This window comes from Yoonia sp. R78084, assembly GCF_044595625.1.
Lineage (GTDB): Bacteria > Pseudomonadota > Alphaproteobacteria > Rhodobacterales > Rhodobacteraceae > Yoonia.
Genome location: NZ_CP138993.1, coordinates 346,628 through 364,667, shown reverse-complemented (window position 1 = coordinate 364,667; position 18,040 = coordinate 346,628). Strand labels below are relative to the sequence as shown.

The 18,040-nt window shown below is 59.1% G+C and carries 15 protein-coding genes; 11 read left to right on the top strand and 4 right to left on the bottom strand.

Going from position 1 to position 18,040, the window contains the following annotated elements:
- The first annotated feature begins 57 nt into the window (after positions 1-57).
- On the top strand, positions 58-249 hold the full coding sequence (locus SJY29_RS01915) for a hypothetical protein (RefSeq protein WP_400086136.1): 192 nt from the start codon (positions 58-60) through the stop codon (positions 247-249).
- A gap of 1 nt (position 250) precedes the next feature.
- Here SJY29_RS01915 and SJY29_RS01910 read toward each other — a convergent pair whose 3' ends face one another.
- Positions 251-826 carry a DUF1285 domain-containing protein gene (locus SJY29_RS01910; protein ID WP_110279799.1) on the bottom strand — a complete coding sequence of 192 codons (576 nt, stop codon included), beginning with the start codon at positions 824-826 and terminating at the stop codon, positions 251-253.
- Between the two features lie 69 nt (positions 827-895).
- Here SJY29_RS01910 and SJY29_RS01905 point away from each other — a divergent pair, with 69 nt between their 5' ends.
- From SJY29_RS01905 to SJY29_RS01885, 5 genes are read left to right on the top strand one after another with little or no spacing between them, the layout of a single operon-like run.
- A complete protein-coding gene (locus tag SJY29_RS01905; RefSeq protein ID WP_076659339.1) occupies positions 896-1,903 on the top strand; it encodes a MoxR family ATPase in 1,008 nt (335 codons plus the stop codon).
- The gene (locus SJY29_RS01900) at positions 1,900-2,772 is read left to right on the top strand and encodes a DUF58 domain-containing protein (protein ID WP_400086132.1); all 873 of its coding nucleotides are present in this window, start codon (positions 1,900-1,902) and stop codon (positions 2,770-2,772) included. Before SJY29_RS01905 ends, SJY29_RS01900 begins: the two co-directional genes overlap by 4 nt.
- On the top strand, positions 2,772-5,525 hold the full coding sequence (locus SJY29_RS01895) for a DUF4159 domain-containing protein (RefSeq protein ID WP_400086129.1): 2,754 nt from the start codon (positions 2,772-2,774) through the stop codon (positions 5,523-5,525). The genes SJY29_RS01900 and SJY29_RS01895 overlap by 1 nt, the downstream gene beginning before the upstream one ends.
- Position 5,526: 1 nt before the next feature.
- Positions 5,527-7,593, top strand: coding sequence for a hypothetical protein (locus tag SJY29_RS01890; protein ID WP_400086127.1), 2,067 nt, complete (start codon positions 5,527-5,529; stop codon positions 7,591-7,593).
- A 4-nt stretch (positions 7,594-7,597) separates the two neighbouring features.
- Positions 7,598-8,527, top strand: coding sequence for an endonuclease (locus SJY29_RS01885; protein ID WP_400086124.1), 930 nt, complete (start codon positions 7,598-7,600; stop codon positions 8,525-8,527).
- Here the strand turns inward: SJY29_RS01885 and SJY29_RS01880 are convergent.
- Both SJY29_RS01880 and SJY29_RS01875 read right to left on the bottom strand, forming a co-directional pair.
- Entirely contained in the window at positions 8,524-8,862 is a 339-nt protein-coding gene (locus tag SJY29_RS01880; protein WP_400086121.1) for a hypothetical protein, read from the bottom strand. The two genes, SJY29_RS01885 and SJY29_RS01880, sit on opposite strands and share 4 nt — an antisense overlap.
- Entirely contained in the window at positions 8,859-9,557 is a 699-nt protein-coding gene (locus SJY29_RS01875; RefSeq protein WP_400086119.1) for a DUF599 domain-containing protein, read from the bottom strand. Before SJY29_RS01875 ends, SJY29_RS01880 begins: the two co-directional genes overlap by 4 nt.
- Before the next feature lie 90 nt (positions 9,558-9,647).
- Between SJY29_RS01875 and SJY29_RS01870 the strand changes: the two genes are divergently transcribed.
- The 5 genes from SJY29_RS01870 to SJY29_RS01850 all read left to right on the top strand — a co-directional run bounded on the left by SJY29_RS01870 (position 9,648) and on the right by SJY29_RS01850 (position 14,994).
- Positions 9,648-11,081 (top strand): FAD-linked oxidase C-terminal domain-containing protein, encoded by a 1,434-nt coding sequence (locus SJY29_RS01870; RefSeq protein ID WP_400086116.1) that lies wholly within the window; start codon positions 9,648-9,650, stop codon positions 11,079-11,081.
- Positions 11,082-11,107: 26 nt separating this feature from the next.
- Positions 11,108-12,211, top strand: coding sequence for an FAD-binding protein (locus tag SJY29_RS01865; protein ID WP_400086113.1), 1,104 nt, complete (start codon positions 11,108-11,110; stop codon positions 12,209-12,211).
- The gene (gene glcF, locus SJY29_RS01860; RefSeq protein ID WP_400086110.1) at positions 12,211-13,530 is read left to right on the top strand and encodes a glycolate oxidase subunit GlcF; all 1,320 of its coding nucleotides are present in this window, start codon (positions 12,211-12,213) and stop codon (positions 13,528-13,530) included. The genes SJY29_RS01865 and glcF overlap by 1 nt, the downstream gene beginning before the upstream one ends.
- Before the next feature lie 54 nt (positions 13,531-13,584).
- On the top strand, positions 13,585-14,394 hold the full coding sequence (locus SJY29_RS01855) for a serine protease (RefSeq protein ID WP_110279788.1): 810 nt from the start codon (positions 13,585-13,587) through the stop codon (positions 14,392-14,394).
- Positions 14,395-14,526: 132 nt separating this feature from the next.
- Positions 14,527-14,994 carry an Hsp20 family protein gene (locus tag SJY29_RS01850; protein ID WP_181417164.1) on the top strand — a complete coding sequence of 156 codons (468 nt, stop codon included), beginning with the start codon at positions 14,527-14,529 and terminating at the stop codon, positions 14,992-14,994.
- Between the two features lie 197 nt (positions 14,995-15,191).
- On the opposite strand, the gene polA is transcribed toward SJY29_RS01850, so the two are convergent.
- Positions 15,192-18,008 carry a DNA polymerase I gene (gene polA / locus SJY29_RS01845; RefSeq protein ID WP_400086106.1) on the bottom strand — a complete coding sequence of 939 codons (2,817 nt, stop codon included), beginning with the start codon at positions 18,006-18,008 and terminating at the stop codon, positions 15,192-15,194.
- Between the last annotated feature and the right edge of the window lie 32 nt (positions 18,009-18,040).

The window sequence follows — 18,040 nt, the reverse complement described above, 5'->3', positions numbered from 1 at the left end:
CAAGGTGAACAAACAGCATCTATACTCTCTGTGGAAACCTCCGATGGGAAGACCGGAATGAGACGTTTGATCAGCTTTGTTGTGACGCTCTTGATGCCTCTCATTCTGATTGGCGGCGGCGGCGCGCTCACCGGATGGGGCATCACAAACGACTGGAACATGGTTGCCTGGATCGGCGCGGCAATGGTTGTCGCCGGGGTCCTTTGGGGGCTGTTCCTGTTTTTGTGGGCCGAAAGCGGGCCGTTCTAGTTTACTTCAATTCCGCTGACGGAATGATGGGAAAGAACATGCCCTGCGACGTCACACCGAACCATTCTTGCCCTTCATGCGCGGCATGTTCACCGATATCCACCAAACGGTAGAAAGACTTGCGGTCAATCAGGGCCTCAAGGTTGGCGCGCACCAGCACATAGGGTGAAGGCTCGCCCGTTTCGGGATCACGGACCACGCGGATCGGATGTTCTGGTCCGGCAATCATCCGGTCGCCCACATTGGTTTCAAACTCCAGACCATCGCCACGCCGGTTGAAATCGACCGCGACAAATGGCGCGTCATCGACAGTGATCCCCACTTTCTCAACGGGGGTCACCAGAACGTAATCATCACCGTCGCGGCGCAGAATCGTTGAAAACAGCCTCACAAGTTCGTGTCGGCCAATCGGCGTTCCCATATAAAACCACGTTCCATCACGGGCGATCCGCATGTCGATATCGCCGCAATGGGGCGGATTCCAAAGATGAACCGGCGGCAAACCGCCTTTTTGGACAGCACGTGCGCTACTTGCTAGGCTCTCTGCGGAGGGAGTCACAATCTTTTGTGTGGTCATTATTTTTGCCATTGGGTGTGATGGGATTATCTGTTCTCATGAAGACTATAGTTCAACCGGAGGAAAGTCATGGCCGTAGAGTCCGATCTCGTCACCCAGATCGAAAACCTGGGTGAAAAGCTGGCGCAAGCCCGCACCAGCATTTCGGCGCGCTTTATCGGCCAGCCCCGTGTCGTAGACTTGACATTGACCGCACTGATCTGTGGCGGTCACGCCGTGCTGATCGGTCTGCCTGGTCTGGGCAAGACCCGTCTCGTGGACACGCTTTCGACGGTGATGGGGCTGGATGGCAATCGGATACAGTTCACACCCGATCTGATGCCAGCGGATATCTTGGGCTCCGAGGTGCTTGAGACGGCCAATGACGGATCACGTGGCTTTCGCTTTATTGAAGGCCCGATCTTCTGTCAGTTGCTGATGGCCGACGAGATCAACCGCGCCTCACCACGCACGCAATCTGCCCTTCTGCAGGCGATGCAGGAAAAAGAAGTGACCATCGCAGGCGAACACCGGCCTTTGGGTGTGCCGTTCCACGTGCTGGCCACGCAAAACCCGATCGAGCAGGAAGGCACCTATCCCCTCCCTGAAGCCCAGCTTGACCGCTTCTTGGTGCAGATTGATGTGCCCTACCCCGACCGCGCGACTGAAAAAGATATCCTGATCGCAACCACAGGTGTGGAAGACGCAAAATCGCAGGCGGTCTTTACCGCGCAGGAACTGCTGGATGCACAAAAACTGCTTCGCCGGATGCCTGTGGGTGACAATATCGTTGAAATGATCCTTGATCTGGTGCGTGCCTGCCGTCCGCAGGATGAAAACGCCCCCGATATCATCCGCCAGAATGTGAGCTGGGGTCCCGGCCCGCGTGCCGCACAGGCCCTGATGCTGACAGTCCGCGCGCAGGCGCTTCTGGAAGGCCGCCTTGCTCCGTCCGCCGAAGACGTGCGCGCGATGGCGGTCCCTGTCCTTGAACATCGGATGGCGCTTTCTTTTGCTGCGCGTGCGCGGGGTGAAAGCATCCATCACGTCATCAATAGTGTTGCGGACCAGATTACATCGGTGGCCTCTGCCGCATGACCACCCCTTTGACCCTAAGATCACAGGCCGAGGCGCTTGCCGCCCCGCTGCCACCGCTACTTGCGGAGGCGGAGCACCTTGCTTCGACTGTGCTTTTGGGGGATCACGGACGCCGTCGCGCGGGCACAGGGGACACATTCTGGCAGTACCGGCCCGCACAGGCCCATGATGAGGCGCGCAGTATCGACTGGCGGCGTTCGGCCCGTTCGGACGCAAATTTCGTGCAGGACAAGGAATGGCAGATCGCCCAGTCGATTATCCTCTGGGTCGATCAGGCGGCGTCGATGTCCTTCCGTTCGGATGACAACCTGCCGACCAAGGCCGCACGCGCGCGCACCCTGGGTCTGGCCTGCGCGATCTTGCTGATCCGTGGGGGCGAACGTGTTGGTCTGACCGGTCTGCGCCTTCCGCCGCGTCGGGGCGAAGCACAACTGATGCAGTTGGCAGAGCTTTTGTCCCGCGAAGAAGAGACCGATTATGGCGCACCCGAAGCGCAAGGCATGCTGCCCCACTCGCGCGCCCTCTTTGTCAGCGACTTTCTGGGTGACATCAAACCCATAGAAGAGGCCCTTCTGCGTGCCGCAGACCGTGGTGTCGGTGGCGCGCTCTTGCAGGTGCTGGACCCGCAGGAAGAGGCGTTTCCGTTCGACGGCCGCACCATCTTTGAAAGCATGTCGGGCGCATTACGCCATGAAACGCTGAAAGCCGGCGATTTGAGGTCCCGCTATCTGGACCGGCTGGCCGAGCGCAAAGACCGCTTGCAGCAACTGGCCCGTATCACGGGATGGCGGTTCCAGACGCACCACACCGGCGAGAGTGCGACAAACGCGCTCTTGTGGCTTTATGGCGCCTTGGAGCGTAACACCTGATGTGGTCGATCGGGTCCTTAGGGTTTGCGGCACCTTGGTTGCTGTTGGGGCTTATTGCCCTGCCGATCCTGTGGATCCTGCTGCGCGCCGTGCCGCCAGCCCCTATCAGGCGGCGCTTTCCCGGCGTGGCTCTGCTCTTGGGCCTGACCGACGACGAAAACCAGACCGACCGCACCCCGTGGTGGCTATTGTTGTTGCGCGTCCTGGCGGTCGCGGCGGCAATTATCGGTTTTGCCGGTCCGGTGCTCAATCCACAGAACGCCCGCGAAGGCACCGGTGATCTGGTGATCCTGCTTGATGGCTCTTGGGCGGGTGCGAATAACTGGCAAAGCCGGATTGACCGCGTGGACACCCTGCTTGTCGAAGCCGCCCTTGCCGGCAGGCGCACAGCGGTGATCAATCTCAACGACCTTCCTGTGGGCGATGTTCCCTTTGCCGCCCCCAGCGAGTGGCGCAACCGCCTGCCCAATATCCTGCCGCAGCCGTGGCAACCCCGGGATGCTGCGGCGTGGTTTGCGCAGAACGACGGTTCGTTCGAGACATACTGGATTTCGGACGGGCTGGACTGGGACGGGCGGAGCGATCTTTTGGCAGAGCTGGAAACCCGCGGGTCGGTGACAGTATTCCAAACACCCCGCCAGACAATCGGCCTGCGTCCCGCCCGCTTTGAAAACGGAGAGGTCATTGTGTCCGCAACCCGCACGCCAATTGGAAACCCGCTTGAGATATCAATTACCGCAGTCGGGCTGGACCCTGCCGGTGTTGAGCGCCAACTGGTCACAGTCCCATTGGTTTTCAACGCGGGAGAGCCTGTGGCGGAGACAGTCATGGTGCTGCCGCCCGAACTGCGCAACCGGATCACCCGGTTTGAGGTCACAGGCACCCGCTCTGCCGGTGCCGTCAGCCTGACCGATGATGCGCTGAAACGGCGCGAAGTCGCTCTGATTGCAGGGCGCGATGAGCGTGAGGGGCTCGAACTGTTGTCGCCGCTCTACTACCTGCGCGAGGCGCTTGAACCCACGGCCGATATCATCGACGGCACGCTTTCGGATATCCTGCTGGCCAACCCCGATGTCATCATCCTTGCCGATGTGGCAAGCCTTGCAGGCAGCGAAGGCGAGACGGTCCTTGAGTGGGTCGAAAACGGCGGCATGTTGCTGCGCTTTGCCGGACCGCGCCTTGCGGCTTCGGATCAGGGGCGCAACCAGATTGATCCGCTCTTGCCTGTGCGCCTGCGTTCGGGCGGGCGGTCTGTCGGTGGCGCGATGAGCTGGGGCGAGCCCAAGACTTTGGCGCCCTTTTCGACGGAAAGCCCGTTTTTCGGACTGCCCATTCCCGATGACGTGACCGTCACCTCGCAGGTGATGGCCCAGCCCGACCCGACACTGGCCGACCGCGTGATTGCGCAGCTATCGGATGGCACGCCTTTGGTAACACGCAACCTTGTGGGTGAGGGACAGATCGTTCTGGTCCATGTCACCGCGAATGCGGAATGGTCGACACTGCCGCTGTCGGGGCTTTTTGTGCAGATGCTGGAACGGCTCGCGGTCTCGACACGCCCCACGAACCCCGATGAAACAGAACTGGCAGGCACCACTTGGCTGCCAAACGAAGTGATGGATGCCTACGGGCGGCTGGAGGATGGTAGCGCCTTGCCGGGTGTGGCAGGTGAGGTGTTGGCAGGGCGCGTGCCGGGGCCAGACCTGCTGCCCGGTCTTTATACAGGTGCTGACCGTCAAATTGCGGTCAATGTGATCGACACCGAAACCGTCCTGAATGTGGCGCAATGGCCCGCCCGCATTGCGGTTGAAGGTATGCAGGTTGTCCGTGAAACGGCCCTCAAGGGCTGGCTGCTGAGTGCGGCGGTTATGCTGTTGCTGATTGACGTCATTGCCTCGCTTGCTGTTGGCGGGCGCTTGCGTGGGCCGCGCGCCGATGTCGCTGTCGCCTTTGCGTTGATGCTGATGTGGGCACCGGATGCACAGGCGCAGTCAGCGGATGACTTTGCCCTGCGCGCCACATCAGAGGTGGTCTTGGCGCATGTCCTGACCGGCGACGCGGAGACTGACAGGATCGCCGAAGCGGGGCTTTTGGGCCTGTCACAAACACTTTTCCGGCGCACCTCGATCGAGCCTGCCGCCCCGATTGGCGTGAATATCGAAACCGATGAACTCGCATTTTTTCCGTTCCTCTACTGGCCCGTAACCGCCGACCAACCGCTGCCCAGCCGCGACGCCTATGCGAAACTGAACCGCTATCTGCGCACCGGTGGCATGATCATGTTCGACACGCGCGACAGTGATAGTGCGCGCTTCGGCTCGGGCTCTCCCGAAGGACAAAAGCTGCAGGCGATTGCCCGCTCGCTAGACATTCCTGCCATCGAACGGATTCCACCTGATCACGTGCTGACGCGCACCTTCTATCTGCTGCAGGATTTCCCAGGGCGCTACGCCAGCCGCGATGTCTGGGTTGAGGCCGCCCCCATCAACGCAGAACAAATCGAGGGCATGCCGTTCCGCAATCTCAACGATGGTGTGACGCCCGTCATCATTGGCGGCAATGACTGGGCGCGCGCCTGGGCAGTTGACAATAACGGACGCCGCATGTTCCCCGTCGGGCGCGGCATGTCGGGCGAGCGCCAGCGCGAAATTGCGCTGCGGTTCGGGGTGAATGTGATCATGCACGTGCTGACCGGAAACTATAAGTCGGATCAGGTCCATGTGCCCGATCTGCTTGACAGGCTGGGGCAATGAGATGACAGGCACCTTGCTTCTTGATCCGCTGATCCCGCTTCTGGCGCTTTATGCCGTGGCCGCTTTGGTGGCCGTTGCCGTAACACTCGCCATCTGGCGGCGCCTGCCGGGCTGGTGGTTGCGCGGGCTGGCGGGACTGGCTTTGCTGGCCGCCATTGCGAACCCCAGCATCCAGCAGGAAGACCGCGAACCGCTAAGTGATATTGTCCTGATGGTAGTCGATGAAAGCGCCAGTCAGCGCATAGGCACGCGCCCTGACCAGAACGCGCAGGCCATCGCGAATATCGAGGCCGAGATTGAACGCCAGCCCAACACCGAACTGCGCGAGGTGTCGCTAGGTGACGGTGAAGGCGATTTGGGCACCACGCTCATGACGGCCGTGTCGCAGGCCCTGGCTGAAGAACCACAGGCGCGTATCGCAGGCATTATCCTCGTTTCGGACGGCCGCTTGCATGACCTTGAACGCGCCCCTGCCTTGCCTGCGCCGCTCCATTTGCTGATGACCGGCGCGCCTGATGATTGGGATCGGCGGCTTGTCGTCCAGAACGCACCGGCCTTTGCAATCCTTGGCGAAGAAGTAAACCTGACCCTGCGGGTCGAAGATCAGGGTGCCGCGCCAGAAACAGCATCCGTACCGCTGTCTATTTCGATTGATGGGGAACCACCGCTGACAGTGCAGGTTCCGATAGGTCAGGATATTCAATTGCCCATCACGCTGCCCCATGGCGGCATGAACGTGCTGCAATTCGAAATCCCCACCGCCGAGGGCGAGTTGACCAACCGCAACAACGCATCCGTGGTCCAGATCAATGGGGTCCGCGACCGTCTGCGCGTTCTATTGGTTTCGGGCGAGCCACACCCGGGTGAGCGCACATGGCGCAATCTGCTAAAGTCGGACTCATCCGTCGATCTGGTACATTTCACCATTCTGCGCCCCCCTGAAAAGCAGGATGGTGTGCCGGTCAACGAACTCTCGCTCATCGCCTTTCCGACGCGGGAATTGTTCCTTGAAAAGATCAACGACTTCGACCTGATCATCTTTGACCGCTACCGCCGTCGCGGCATTCTGCCAAGCGCCTATCTCGACAATATTCGCTCTTACGTCGAACAGGGTGGCGCGGTCCTGATTTCATCAGGTCCCGAATATGGCTCTGCTGAAAGCATCTATCGCTCGCCTCTGGGGCAGATCCTGCCGGGTGCACCGACAGCCCGTGTCTTTGAGGAAGGGTTTGTACCGCAAATCACCGATCTTGGTGCGCGCCATCCTGTGACCGAAGGTCTTGATGCGCTGTCACCGAACCCCGATGGCGAAGGCCCGGGGTGGGGACGGTGGTTCCGGCTGGTTGATGTGCTGGTCCCGCAAGAGGCCATGACTGTCATGTCCGGCCTTGATGAGCGCCCCTTGCTGACCCTGAACCGCGTTGGCGAAGGCCGTGTGGCATTGATGGCCTCGGATCATTCCTGGCTTTGGGATCGGGGCTATGAAGGTGGTGGGCCACAGCTTGAACTGCTGCGGCGTCTGGCCCACTGGATGATGAAAGAACCCGAGCTTGAAGAAGAGGCGCTTTGGGTCGAACCGGCAGGGCAAACGATGCGCATCATCCGGCGCACCCTTGATCTGGACACCGGAGATGTCGTTGTGACACACCCTGACGGCACCGAAACAACACTGCGGCTGGAAGAGGTCTCGCCCGGCCGGTTTGAAACGCTGTGGCACGCACCGGAAATCGGCCTCTACCGTCTGGACGATGGCGAAGAGACAGCAGTGATTGCCCTTGGCCCATCTGCCCCGCGCGAGTTTGAACAAACCATCGCCGATAGCACATTGCTGGCCCCGCTGATCGAGAGCACACGCGGCGGTATCTTGCCGATCTCAGCCGGTGATATTGATATCCGCAGCGTGCGCGAAGGACGCCCTGCCGCCGGACGTGGCTGGATCGGGATCACCCCGCGCGAAGCCTTCCGGACGGCCGAAATCAGCATCACACCGCTTTTGCCGGCTTGGGCGTTCCTGCTTCTCGCTTCACTGTTGATGGTTGGCGCGTGGCTCAGAGAAGGGCGGCGTTAGCGTTGTGTTTGCGACTGTCTTGAAACTGGTTGGCGCAATTGCCCTTGTCTTGGTCACGCTTGTCGGCTGCCAGACACTCCGCCATTCGGGTATCACACCGCTGCAGGACCCCGCGCCGGACACGCTTCGGGTTGCGACATATAACGTCCATTACATTATCCTGTCGCGTGACACCGGCGCGTGGTCTTTGGCGGACTGGGACAGGCGCAAGACGCCGCTTGATCTGGCCTTCAAAGAAATGAACGCCGATGTGATCGGGTTTCAGGAAATGGAGAGCTTCGGCGGGGGTAATCAGGCCGACATCAACCTGACGCTGGATTGGTTGCTCCAGAATAATCCAGACTATGCCGCCGCCGCTGTTGGTGATCCGTCAGTCTTTCCCTCTACCCAACCGATCCTGTATCGCAGCGATCGTCTGCGGTTGCTTGATCAAGGCTGGTTCTTCTTTTCTGACACGCCAGACGTAATCTATTCACGTACCTTTAACGGCTCCTATCCTGCGTTCACCTCTTGGGCACAGTTTCGCGATCTTGCGACGGATGAGGTGTTTCGCGTCATCAATCTTCATACCGACTATGGCAGCCGGTCGAACCGGATGCAGTCCGTCGAACTGGTCGCCGAACGGATCGCATCGTGGATTGCAGCCCAAGAAACCCTGTTTGTTGTAGGCGACATCAACGCGCGCTTTGGCGATCCTGTGATGGACGTTCTGGAAGAAACCGGCTTGGAATTTGCGCCTGTGGAAGGCGCCACCTATCATCTCAACTGGGGACTGAACCTTTTTGCCGCGATCGACCACATCGCGCATCTTGGCGATGCCACCCTTGCGTCGGACCCCGTCGTCTTGCGGCAAAAGTTTGCTGGCGAATGGCCGACAGACCATTATCCGGTGATTGCGGACTACCGGTTGGGCGGGGCGCAATCGCGGCCCTAGTTGCCCAATACAACTTCGAACAGATCGTCGGACCATCCATCCACATTGCAGCGCGCACGGACATAAACCACCGCCGCCCCTTGCGGAATGATCACGCCTGACAAGGCACGCGTGAAGGGCTGTTCAGTCACATGCGGGTGCAGCAATTCGCGGATACCAAGACTGTTGCCATCAGCATCCAGCACTTCCCATGCGTCGGCATAATGATCCCAGCCCGTGTCCGGATGCGCGAGCGTGACACTAAAGCGGTCCCCGCTGACCGTGACGTTTTCTATCACAGGGCTATCGGCAAGCGCAGGTCCCGCAATGAGAGCGAAGAGAAACGATATCTTCATACCTCGTCTTGTAGCAGGATCTGGCGTGGCAGGGACGCAAATTCCCGTGACCACACAATCCAGACCACAGCAACCGTGGCGATGATCAATGCAACCGGCCCCAAAAGCCAGGCCAATGCACCCAAGGCGAAATACATCGTGCGTAGCCCGCGATTGAAGTTCATCGCCGCACGGATGTTCAACTCTGCCGCCTGCGCCGCCCGCGGATAGGCCAGCGGATGGTCAGGGTCATTCGGGACTGACGCCATCAGAACCGCACAATAGCCAAAGATGCGATTGGACCACACGAATTTGAGGAACGCATTGGTCAAAAACAACGCCACCAATGCCAGTTTGATCTGAAAGATCAAAACAGGCACAGCCATATCTGTCACTTCAGCAGCCACGCCGCGCAAAGGCTCGGTATTGCCCACCAAAGCAAGCACACCACCGATGGACAGCAGACAACTTGATGCAAAAAACGCAGTGCCTTGGCGTAAGCCACCCAAAATCTGGCTATCAAAGATACGCGGATCGCGGGTGACCATCACCTTCATCCAGTCGCGCCTGCGCTCTGACATCAAAACGGTGACCGAAGGATGCTTTGCGCGCGGATGTTCGATCATCCAGCCAAGCAAGAGCCAAGACAGCACCAGAAGACCTGCTGCAATCCAATCGAGCGCGCTCAAAAGTGTCATGTGGTCCAGTATGCGCATCGGTAGAAACCTATCCTCTTGTGTTCAGCCTTGCTATATCTCAGAATTGGTAATATCTTTTTACCAATCATATGATCAGGGAGTCGCCTCATGCAAATGCCACAACCCAGCGCCAGCGTCATTGGCCGCAAAGGCCAGATCGTGGCACGGCTGTCCGAGGTACTGCCCCGGGATGCTGTTATATCGGATGAACGTGAAACACGAGCCTATGAGTGTGACGCGCTGACGGCCTATAAGTGTCCGCCGCTTTGCGCCGTGCTCCCCGCCACCACCAAAGAGGTGTCGGATGTCTTGCGCATCTGTCACGAAATGGGCGTGCCTGTCGTCCCGCGCGGGTCGGGCACTTCGCTGGCCGGTGGCGCTCTGCCGACTGCCGATTGCGTGATCCTTGGCGTGGCCAAGATGAACGGCGTGATCGAAACCAACTATGATGATCGCTACATCCGCGTGCAAACAGGGCGCACAAACCTGTCCGTGACCGGCGCGGTCGAGGCAGACGGGTTCTTTTACGCCCCCGACCCGTCTAGCCAGCTGGCCTGTGCCATTGCCGGCAATATCGCGATGAATTCGGGCGGGGCGCATTGCCTGAAATATGGTGTCACCACGAACAACCTGATGGGCGTGACGATGGTGCTGATGGATGGCACCGTGGTTGAGATCGGCGGTGCGCATCTTGATGCAGGCGGGCTGGACCTTTTGGGTGTGATCTGTGGCTCTGAGGGCCAGCTTGGTGTTGTGACCGAAGCGACCTTGCGCATCCTGCACAAACCCGAAGGCGCGCGCCCTGTCTTGATGGGCTATGACAGTTCCGAAGTGGCCGGACAGGTTGTCACCGATATCATCAAGGCCGGCATCCTGCCTGTAGCAATCGAATTCATGGACCGCCCCTGTATTGAGGCGACCGAAGCTTTCGCCAAAGCAGGGTACCCGATGTGCGAGGCACTTCTGATCGTCGAGGTTGAAGGATCTGACGCCGAAATCGACGCGCAACTAAAGCTGATCATGGAAATTGCTGCCAAACATAACCCCGTCGAATTGCGCGAAGCGAAAGACGCGGACGAAGCGGGCCGTATCTGGCTGGGCCGCAAATCCGCCTTTGGTGCGATGGGGCAGATCAACGATTACATGTGCCTTGATGGCACGATCCCCGTCTCATCCCTCCCTTTCGTGCTGAAACGCATCGGCGAGATGTCCAAAGAGTTCGGCCTTGATGTGGGCAACGTCTTCCACGCAGGCGACGGCAATATGCACCCGCTGATCCTGTTTGATGCCAACAAACCCGGCGATCTGGAACTGTGCGAGGAATTCGGCGCCGAGATCCTGAAACTCTGCGTAGAGGTGGGCGGTTGCCTGACCGGTGAACACGGTGTGGGCATTGAAAAGCGCGATCTGATGAACGTACAATTCGCGCCTGCCGATCTTGAGGCGCAGATGGCGGTCAAAGACATCTTCGATCCCGCTTGGCTGTTGAACGCCGCCAAAGTGTTCCCGCTGGACACGTCCCAGCCCCGCCGCGCCGCGTAAATTTCCCAAGATACAAGAAGATCGTCATGCAGCCCAAATCCGAAGAAGACCTGTCCCAGATGATCAAAGGGGCAAATGGCCCCCTGCGGATCACAGGCGGCCGCACGCGGCCCATCGGGCAATGCGAAGGTGAAGACCTCAGCACCGCGGCCATGAGTGGCATCAGCCTCTATGAGCCCGGAGCGCTGACCATTGTAGCAGGCGCAGGCACGCCGATTGCCGAGATTGAGGAAACACTCGCGGCGGAGAACCAACGCCTCGCGTTCGAGCCAATGGACCACCGCGCCCTTCTAGGAACCACGGGAACGCCCACGCTGGGCGGGATGGCAGCCGCCAATGTCTCCGGCCCGCGCCGGATTTCTGTGGGGGCCTGCCGTGATTTCATGCTCGGTGTGCGATTCGTGGACGGACAGGGCACGATCATCAAAAACGGGGGCCGTGTGATGAAGAACGTCACCGGTTATGATCTGGTCAAGCTTCTGGCGGGGTCCTACGGCACCTTGGGTGTACTGACCGAAGTGTCGCTCAAGGTGCTACCAAATGTCGAAACCACCGCGACGCTGCGCCTGCACGGCCTGACAGACCGGCAAGCGGTGCAAGCGTTATCGGCTGCCTTGGGCTCTCCTTTTGAGGCGACAGGTGCCGCACATTTGCCAAAAGGACCCGATGGCGACCCGGTGACAATGTTGCGTATCGAAGGGTTTGAGGCGTCGATCAAATACCGCGCAGAGAAATTGCAGGCGCTGCTGAAACCCTTTGGCGCTGTTGATGTCACATGGGACGATGCCGCGGCATGGACGGCCATCCGCGACGTCACCGCCTTTGCCGATCATCCGGGTAATGTCTGGCGCATTTCGGCCAAACCCTCTGCTGCGCCGGAACTGGTCGCCAAACTGGACGCAACAGCCATGCAATACGACTGGGGCGGCGGGTTGATCTGGGCGCTGGCCGATGAGGGCCGCGACCTGCGCGCCGCTTTGGGCGATTTCGACGGTCATGCCACGCTGATCCGCGGTCATGCCGATGTACCAGCCTTCCACCCCGAAATACCTGCCTTGGCCGCCATCACCAATGGCCTGCGCGCAAAGTTCGACCCACGCGGCATTCTTAACCCCGGGATCATGACCTGATGCAAACGACATTCACACCAGAGCAACTGACTGATCCCGCGATCAAGCGTTCCAATGAAATCCTGCGCTCTTGCGTGCATTGCGGGTTTTGCACGGCCACCTGCCCGACCTATCAGGTACTTGGCGATGAACTCGACAGCCCGCGCGGACGGATTTACCTGATCAAGGACATGCTCGAAAACGAGCGCAAGCCGGATGCAAAGACGGTCAAACACATCGACCGTTGCCTGTCCTGTCTGGCCTGCATGACAACCTGCCCGTCGGGCGTGCACTACATGCACCTTGTCGATCATGCGCGGGCCTATATCGAGAAAAACTATAATCGCCCCTTCTCGGACCGTGCCCTGCGCTGGATTCTCGCACGTATCCTGCCCTATCCGATGCGGTTCCGCGTAGCGCTCTTGGGGGCCAAGATCGGGCGGCCCTTTGCCCGCCTGATGCCCGATGCCCGCCTGCGCGCGATGCTGGAGATGGCGCCCAAGACCATCCCTCCGGTCAGCCGCAACGATGATCCGCAGACATTCCCCGCCAAGGACAAAAAGATGCGCGTGGCCCTGATGACAGGCTGCGCACAAAAGGCGCTGAACACCGATATCAACGACGCGACCATCCGCCTGCTGACACGGCTCGGGGCCGAGGTTGTGGTGGCCGAAGGGGCCGGATGCTGTGGCGCGCTGACCCATCACATGGGCAAAGAGGGCGAAAGCCACGCCGCAGCGGCCAAAAACATCCGCGCCTGGATCCGCGAAATGGACAATGACGGGCTTGACGCCATTGTCATCAATACCTCTGGCTGCGGCACGACGGTGAAGGACTATGGCCATATGTTCCGCAATGATCCGCTGGCCGATGATGCCGCGCGCGTGTCCGCCATTGCAATGGATGTCTCCGAGGTCCTGATGAAGCTTGACCTGCCGCAAGGCGACAACAAAGGCACCAAAGTGGCCTATCACGCCGCCTGTTCGCTGCAACACGGCCAGCAGATCAAGACCTATCCAAAGGAACTGCTGAAAAAGGCTGGCTTTACTGTGCTGGAACCAGCAGACAGCCACCTCTGCTGCGGCTCGGCCGGCACCTATAACCTGATGCAGCCTGAAATCTCAAAGCAACTCAAAGCGCGCAAAGTGCAAACACTGGAAGCGCTGACACCGGATATTATCTCGGCGGGCAACATCGGTTGTATGATGCAGATCGGCAGCGGCACAGCCGTACCGATTGTGCACACAGTCGAGCTTCTGGATTGGGCGACAGGCGGGCCACAACCGCCCGCGCTTACCGCGCCGGGGAAAACAGAACCGCAAATTCCGATCTTGCGCTGATGTCATAATCCTGCCCTATCTATCAGTGACAAATATCTGATGATACGGACAGGCATGATACGGCAGCTTCTCGTCTCAGTGATCCTCGGGGTCGCAACGACGCTTGCAGCGCAGGCGCAGGACGCAGGTCTTGTGACGCTCCAGACACGTCAGGACAGCCAGGGATGGGAAGCCGTCGGGCGGCTTGATATCCGTGGCAAGGGGTTCTGTACGGCGGCCTTGATCCGCGATCGTCTGATCCTGACAGCGGCACACTGCCTTTACGATCTGGATGGCTCTCTGGTGTCGCCCGACCGGTTTTCCTTTCAGGCGGGGCTACGTGACGGGCAGGCACAGGCGACCCGTGCCGTGACACGGGCGGTCGCACATCCGGACTATACCCATAACGGCGATGCAACAGATACCAGCAGTGTGGCCATTGATATCGCTGTTCTGGAACTGGACCGACCCATCCGCAACACGCGGATACTGCCTTATGCGATTGCCCAGCGCCCGATAACGGGTGATCAGGTTGGCGTTGTTTCCTACGGGCGCGGTCGCGAAGATGCGCCAAGCCTGCAACAGGTCTGCGATGTGCTCGGACGGCAGACCGGTGTGATCGTGATGACCTGCGATGTGGAATACGGCTCAAGCGGGTCACCGGTATTCATGATGAACGACGGACAGACGCGGATTGCCTCGGTCGTTTCGGCGATGGCGCAAATCAACGGGCAGAAAGTGTCTCTTGGCACCTCGCTTGAAGGGCCTTTGAATGTTTTGTTGAGCCATTTTGCAACGCTTGGCCCTGCGCGTATCGGGGGTGTGCAACGGCTTATGCCCGGTGGCACACGCAACGATACGGGCGCGAAATTCGTCCAGCCCTGAGCCTCTTGAAAGCGAAAACAACCGCCCCCACATAATCTGTATCGGGATGCCAATGATGGGTCCCGCACAACCGGCCTGTCCCCTATGGGAAGGTCAAAACATTGTTATCGCTTAAGAAAAAGGATGACCCAAATGCGTGCATTTGATCTGACACCCCTCTACCGTGCCACCGTTGGCTTTGACCAGATCGCCGATCTGATGGATCGCGCCCTTGCCAGTGATGTCGGCCAGAACACCTATCCCCCTTACAACATCGAGAAAACCGATGATGACGCATGGCGTATCTCGATCGCCGTTGCCGGTTTCTCTGAAAACGATCTCGCGATTGAGGTCAAAGACCGTGCGCTTCTTGTCACAGGCCGCAAAGCCTCGGACGACAGCGAGCGCAACTACCTCCACCGCGGCATCGCCACCCGCGCGTTCGAGCGCCGCTTCCATCTGGCCGACCACGTCCGCGTGACCGGTGCGAGCCATGAAAACGGCATGCTCAACATTGATCTGGTCCGCGAAGTACCCGAGGCGCTGAAACCGCGCCGGATCGAGATTACGTCTGACGCGAAGAAAGACGCCAATCTGGTTGAGGCGAAGTCGGTTAACTAAGCCGGCAAGACGAATCCAACGCGACGCGCTACCCTAACAGGTGGCGCGTTTTTTGTTTCGATAGCGTAATGTCAGCAGTGAGCCCAATGTACCGCCTGAGGCGCAGTCCGGTTATGCTGTGGGGCTGCCTTTATGTTAAACGAAGAAGGCAATTAGATTCCGCATAGCGGCCATTCAAGACTTACCCACCGATCCGTCTAATGCGCCTCGGCCCAGTTCGCACCCTGCCCTGCATCCACCGCCAGTTTGACGTCCAGCTTCACCGCAGGGTAGCTCGCGTTTTCCATGACTTCGCGCGCCACCCCAATCAGATCGTCCGCCGCCTCTTCATTGACCTCGAAGATCAATTCGTCGTGCACCTGTAGCAGCATTTTTGCGGGCATCCTATCAATCGCCGCAGGCATCCGGATCATCGCCCGCCGGATGACATCAGCCGCTGTCCCCTGGATCGGCGCGTTGATCGCAGCGCGTTTGGCAAAGCCTGCTTGCGGCCCTTTGGCGTTGATCTCGGGCGTATTGATCTTCCGCCCGAAGAGCGTCTGCACGTAGCCGTTGTCTTTGGCAAAGGCGATGGTGTCATCCATATATTTGCGAATACCGGGGAAGCGTTCGAAATAGCGGTCGATGAACCCCTGCGCCTCGGCCCGCGGGATGCGCAGGTTGCGGGCAAGGCCGAAGCCAGAAATGCCGTAAATCACACCAAAGTTGATCGCCTTTGCCTGACGGCGCACATCCGGCGTCATCTCATCCAGCGGCACATCAAACATCTCGGATGCCGTCATCGCATGAATGTCGATGCCATCCAGAAACGCCTGTTTCAGCGCATCAATCCCCGCGATATGCGCCAGAATGCGCAATTCGATCTGGGAATAGTCGAGGCTGACAATCACCTTGCCAGGTTCGGCTACAAAGGCCTCGCGAATGCGCCGCCCTTCCTCGGACCGGACGGGAATGTTCTGCAAGTTCGGATCGGTTGATGCCAACCGCCCCGTGTTCGCGCCCGCAATCGAATAGGACGTATGCACGCGCCCCGTTTCTTTGTTGATATGTTCTTGCAGGGCGTCCGTATAGGTCGATTTCAGCTTCGACAGTTGCCGCCAGTCGAGGATGCGGCGTGGCAAGTCGTGCAATGTGGCAAGGTCTTCAAGAACATCGGCGCCGGTGGAATAGGCACCTGTCTTGCCGGTTGACGGCTTCTTGCCGTCGGGCATTTCCAACCCCATTTCATCGAACAGGATTTCCCCCAACTGCTTGGGCGAGCCGACGTTAAAAGGCCGCCCCGCCATTTCCTGAATTTCCGCCTCAAGCCCCGCCATTTTCTGCGCAAAGGCATTCGACATCCGGCTGAGCGTATCACGGTCAACCTTGATCCCGTTGCGCTCCATCTGCGCCAGCACCGGCACCAAGGGTCGCTCCATCGTTTCATAAACGGTTGTGACGCGGTTCACATGCAGTTGCGGTTTGAACTGTTGCCACAGACGCAGGGTGATATCGGCATCCTCTGCGGCGTATTTCACTGCGTCATCGACGGGGACACGATCAAAGGTGATCGCGGATTTACCGCTACCCAACAAGGGTTTGATCGGGATCGGCGTATGCCCCAGATACCGTTCGGAGAGCGTGTCCATGCCGTGGTTATGCAGGCCAGCATTCATCGCATAGGACATCAGCATGGTGTCATCTATAGGAGCAACGGTGATATCAAGACGGGCAAAAATCTTGGTGTCGTACTTCATGTTCTGCCCGATTTTGATGACCGCTGGATCCTCAAGCACAGGTTTGAGCATCGCCAGACATTCGGCCATATCCATCTGCCCGTCGGCCATATCATCCGATCCAAACAGATCATCCGATGACGCGGATTTATGGGTCAGCGGGATATAACAAGCCTGCCCAGCCGCGACACACAGCGAGATGCCGACAAGATCGGCAGTCATCTCGTTCAGGCCAGTGGTTTCGGTGTCGACTGCCACATAGCCCCGTTCACGAATACGGTCGATCCAGACCTGCAGGGCCGCCGCATCGCGCACACATTCATAGGCGTCCGCGTCAAAGCCGACCTGTTCAGGTGTCGCCACTTCGGTCGCGGCTGGGGCCGAGGCCTCGATCACGGGGGCTTCAACGCCCAGCTTTTCAGCAATGCGTTTCGTGACCGTGCGGAATTCCATTTCGGCAAGGAACCCCATCAGAACCTCTGGATCAGGGTCGCGCACTTCCAGATCATCAAGACCAAAGTCCAATGTCATATTGCAATCAAGCTGGACCAGCTTTTTCGACAGCTCGATCTGCGCGCGATGTTCGATCAAGGTCTCGCGGCGCTTGGGCTGTTTGATCTCTTCTGCGCGGTCTAGCAGGCTTTCCAGATTACCATATTCATTGATCAAAAGCGCGGCTGTCTTGATCCCGATCCCCGGCGCACCCGGCACGTTATCCACGCTATCTCCGGCAAGCGCTTGCACATCAACCACGCGGTCGGGGCCCACGCCAAACTTTTCAACGACACCGTCGCTGTCGATGCGCTTGTTCTTCATCGGATCGAGCATTTCAACGCCGTCACCGACCAACTGCATCAGGTCCTTATCCGACGATACGATTGTGACACGTCCACCGGCATCGCGCGCCTGATGGGCAAGGGTTGCGATAATGTCGTCGGCCTCGAACCCTTCCATCTCCTCGCAGGCAATATTGAAAGCCTTGGTCGCCACGCGGGTGAGGGGGATTTGCGGGCGCAGATCCTCGGGCATCGCCTCACGGTTGGCCTTGTACTGGTCGTACATATCGTTGCGGAATGTGTGGCTGCCCTTGTCGAAAATCACGGCGACATGGGTGGCCGCATCAGCACCATTGTTCCCGTCCACATAGCGTTGCAACATGTTGACGAAGCCACTAACGGCACCAACGGGCAGGCCATCGGATTTGCGTGTGAGGGGCGGAAGCGCATGATAGGCACGGAAAATGAAGGCAGAGCCGTCAATCAGATGCAGGTGACAGCCTTTGCCGAACTTCGTTTCCATCGTTTCATCCCCTCATGTCTTGGGCGCAGATG